This window comes from Argonema antarcticum A004/B2, from assembly GCF_023333585.1.
Lineage (GTDB): Bacteria > Cyanobacteriota > Cyanobacteriia > Cyanobacteriales > Aerosakkonemataceae > Argonema > Argonema antarcticum.
On sequence record NZ_JAIQZN010000203.1, the window covers coordinates 1 to 3,133 of the forward strand.

The window sequence follows — 3,133 nt, forward strand, 5'->3', positions numbered from 1 at the left end:
AGATGAAAGTCCATTGTTCTTTACCGGTATAATGTAGCGATCGCTACATTATACCCCATTATGCCGCAAGACCCGAAATTCAACTGCTAAATACAACCAGTCTGCAAACGGTACTCGTCCCAGTAAATCGAGAATAAACACCAGCAAATCATCAGCGTGACGTTCTTGGGCTGTCAGAGACTGCTGGTGCTTGGTTTCAAAGTCAATTAGCATCGCCGTTTTGGTATGGGAGTCGTAGAGTACGTTGGCTAAATGGGGGTCGCCATGAGACCAATAATCTTGCAGCTTTGGGCAGAATAAACTGTGAGCGCGAAGAAACTCATTAGCGGCAGCACGTAGGATGAGCAGCGAGAGGTTTCGATCGCATAGTATCTGTAAAAGGCTTTGACCGGGCAACTCCTCAATCCAAATCCCCCGCTTTCCAGCTAATCCCCCCTGCAACCGCTCTTTATAAAGTAATCGATAGCAGTGGAGTTCCCCTTCCTGCCACTCCAGGCAATTGGGAAACATCTGGATGCGACTACTAGAGAAGTACAGAAAAATATTACCGCAAGCAATTACAGCATCCATCAAAAATTTGCGACGCTTAACCCAAACCCATTTTCCAGCTTGTTGTTCTCTTGCGATCGCATTTACCCGCACTGCACCAATCAAACGTCCCAAAAACAACGAAGGTGTCAATTGATTACCGAGCAACAAGAACAATCCCCAACGCAATGAAAAAAATGCCGAATACTTCGCGCCAGCTGATGGCATCACGCCATACTAGCCATACTGCCAGACAGATTAGCACATATCGCACAGATGAAATAGAACTAGCTTCCAGTAGCGGATGTTTTGACACAACCAGCATCCAAAGGATAGCAGAAGCAGCCCAGGAAATCCAAGCTGTCCAGCCCCAAAAAGAGATCGCGCTCGACCAAAGCTGTTTGAGATTCTGCTGTTGCTCGTCACCGACTGCAAGGAGAGAGAGCAACGTGACCGTAAACATCGGTGGCAAAGAACAAACACCATATTAAGATAGTTTGAATCCAACTCAAAAAATATTGCATAAAATTACCTCTCGCGGACAGTTCCAACGCACCGGCAAAGTATCTCCCATTCCCCGACTGACTATTAAAGTGGCATTATTTAATTCAAACCGCAGTCCATTCCACCGATAAAACCAAGCACCTGGGTAAAGCCGATTCAAGCGTTCCCAAAACACCCACTGACATCCATGCAAATGCCCTGCCAATACTAAACTATAGCCAGCTGCTACTGCGAAGGAGAATACTGCTGGGTTATGGGCACACAAAATTCTCAACGCTCTGGAAGTAGGATCGTGATCGACAAATCCGTCTATCCTAATAGTTGATAGTTTAACCGAGTTTTCTTCTAGCCAGAAACCGCCGCCTGTTTCTACTGCACGTCGCATTGCCGTCATCCCTACCCAGACATCGTGATTGCCGGAAATCGCCCATACAGGTGCTTGCGCTACCAACTGAAGAACGCAAGACTCAAGCAAAGGGATTCCCCAACGGAAATCTACTAAATCTCCCCCCAATAATACCAGGTTAGGTTTAGTTTCGGTTACCGCTGCCACAAGTTGCTCGATCGCTCGTAAAGAACGCCGTCCTCCCAAATGCAAGTCACTGGCGAACAGTAGCTTCAACTCCTCGCCACCTAATCCCAAATGGACTGACTCTTGACGAATTAATAACGGTGCAGAGGTGCCAATCTCTAGGGGGAAGCGATCGGTTAGTTTGGGTAACTTCATTGTACGATAGCATCTGCATTGCTAGATTCTGACACCTTTTGGCGCAATTTTTCGTACCAAAGCACTACCGCCAAACATCCCAAACACCAGGAACGAATAAAACCTTGCCCCAAGAAACCCCCAAAAATCATTACTGCTGCTAATGGCATTACTACTTTCATCGCACTTAGAGTTCCCCCCTGAACTACTGTCCATTTTCTACTTTCTCGGAAGGGATGGGTATAGCCATCCAAAACAATAGGAAATAGAAACACCATTTGCACTTCTACAGCATAAAAGGCGGGAATGCACAACAGCGCTAGCGGCTCTATCCCAGTCCATAAGGCGATACCTATTACTAGCAGTGCGGCTGCACAAGCAAGGCTATATTTGATGATTCCAAGTGCCTGAAGGTTTGGCGGAGTTAAAGCAGGCGGTACTCCCCGCATTTCTGAAAGTGCCAGCACCATCCATTCTCCACCGCTGACAAAGCCAGTTCGCCACGCATCGCGTGCTGCTACCGATAAACGAGATTGCTCTGAATCATACATCTGTGCTGCTTCTCGGAGCAAGTCAACTGCACGAATAGCTTCAGACATACGCACCGCCGCGCACGAAGCACCAGTGAGCCCAAGCCAGCCAAGCAAATCCATTTCCAAAAACGAGCAGTCGGTGCATTGTCGTCTCGAACGGTTTACATCGACGGTGGAACAGGAATTCATCGTAACAGATCAGCACTGTCATGTACAGCACTACTATTATTACTGGTATCAGAAAATTTGTCGGTTTTTCTATTAAAGATGCTACAGCCATCAAAATAAATAATGGTACGCCTCCGGCTAGAGCCAGCATCTCGTACTTGCGCTCCAATTCTCCTACGATGCGAAGTTTTTTCCGATGGTATAGCCAATCAATAACGCCTGCAATTGTTGCTACAATCCCACAAAAACTGATACCCCAGAATTCCCAAGGGTATGCACCCCAGTCGTGGAGCCAGGTAAATTGAGGGTGATTCCATAGCAGGGAAAGACATATATAAAACGCTACTCCCGGTACAAAGAGTGCTATCAAACTCTTCACAGATATCCTCCGAATAACTATAAATTGACTTACTGTTGGCTTTCACCCACAAGCTGAGCTTTCCAACAATTATAGTACACTCCTTTATGAATATTCGCAATTTTATAATTATTGCTTTATACCAATTCTAGTTCCCGTTTTAACTTGAACTTCTAAACCTTGCTCTGAATCGGCAACTAAATCATCATCAAATCGGATAGCTCCGGGTTCAAAAAGCAGTACGATCGTAGAACCCCCCAACCGGAAGTAGCCTTTTTCTTGTCCCCTGGTTACGTAGCCTGGTATAAAAGTTTGGATAATACTGCCTACACAAAA

At 46.1% G+C, this 3,133-nt stretch carries 6 protein-coding genes; 1 reads left to right on the forward strand and 5 read right to left on the reverse strand.

Annotated features, from left to right (window positions below):
* Positions 1-48: 48 nt before the first annotated feature.
* Positions 49-699 carry a BUD32 family EKC/KEOPS complex subunit gene (locus tag LAY57_RS35180; protein ID WP_249072067.1) on the reverse strand — a complete coding sequence of 217 codons (651 nt, stop codon included), beginning with the start codon at positions 697-699 and terminating at the stop codon, positions 49-51.
* A gap of 26 nt (positions 700-725) precedes the next feature.
* Between LAY57_RS35180 and LAY57_RS35185 the strand changes: the two genes are divergently transcribed.
* On the forward strand, positions 726-1,019 hold the full coding sequence (locus tag LAY57_RS35185) for a hypothetical protein (protein ID WP_249072069.1): 294 nt from the start codon (positions 726-728) through the stop codon (positions 1,017-1,019).
* Positions 1,020-1,036: 17 nt separating this feature from the next.
* Here LAY57_RS35185 and LAY57_RS35190 read toward each other — a convergent pair whose 3' ends face one another.
* The 4 genes from LAY57_RS35190 to LAY57_RS35205 all read right to left on the reverse strand — a co-directional run.
* On the reverse strand, positions 1,037-1,759 hold the full coding sequence (locus LAY57_RS35190) for a metallophosphoesterase (protein WP_249072071.1): 723 nt from the start codon (positions 1,757-1,759) through the stop codon (positions 1,037-1,039).
* Positions 1,756-2,337, reverse strand: coding sequence for a hypothetical protein (locus LAY57_RS35195; RefSeq protein WP_249072074.1), 582 nt, complete (start codon positions 2,335-2,337; stop codon positions 1,756-1,758). Before LAY57_RS35195 ends, LAY57_RS35190 begins: the two co-directional genes overlap by 4 nt.
* The gene (locus LAY57_RS35200) at positions 2,330-2,818 is read right to left on the reverse strand and encodes a hypothetical protein (RefSeq protein WP_249072076.1); all 489 of its coding nucleotides are present in this window, start codon (positions 2,816-2,818) and stop codon (positions 2,330-2,332) included. The genes LAY57_RS35195 and LAY57_RS35200 overlap by 8 nt, the downstream gene beginning before the upstream one ends.
* A gap of 108 nt (positions 2,819-2,926) precedes the next feature.
* A partial coding sequence (locus tag LAY57_RS35205) for a phosphatidylserine decarboxylase (protein WP_249072079.1) occupies positions 2,927-3,133 on the reverse strand: 207 nt, incomplete at its 5' end.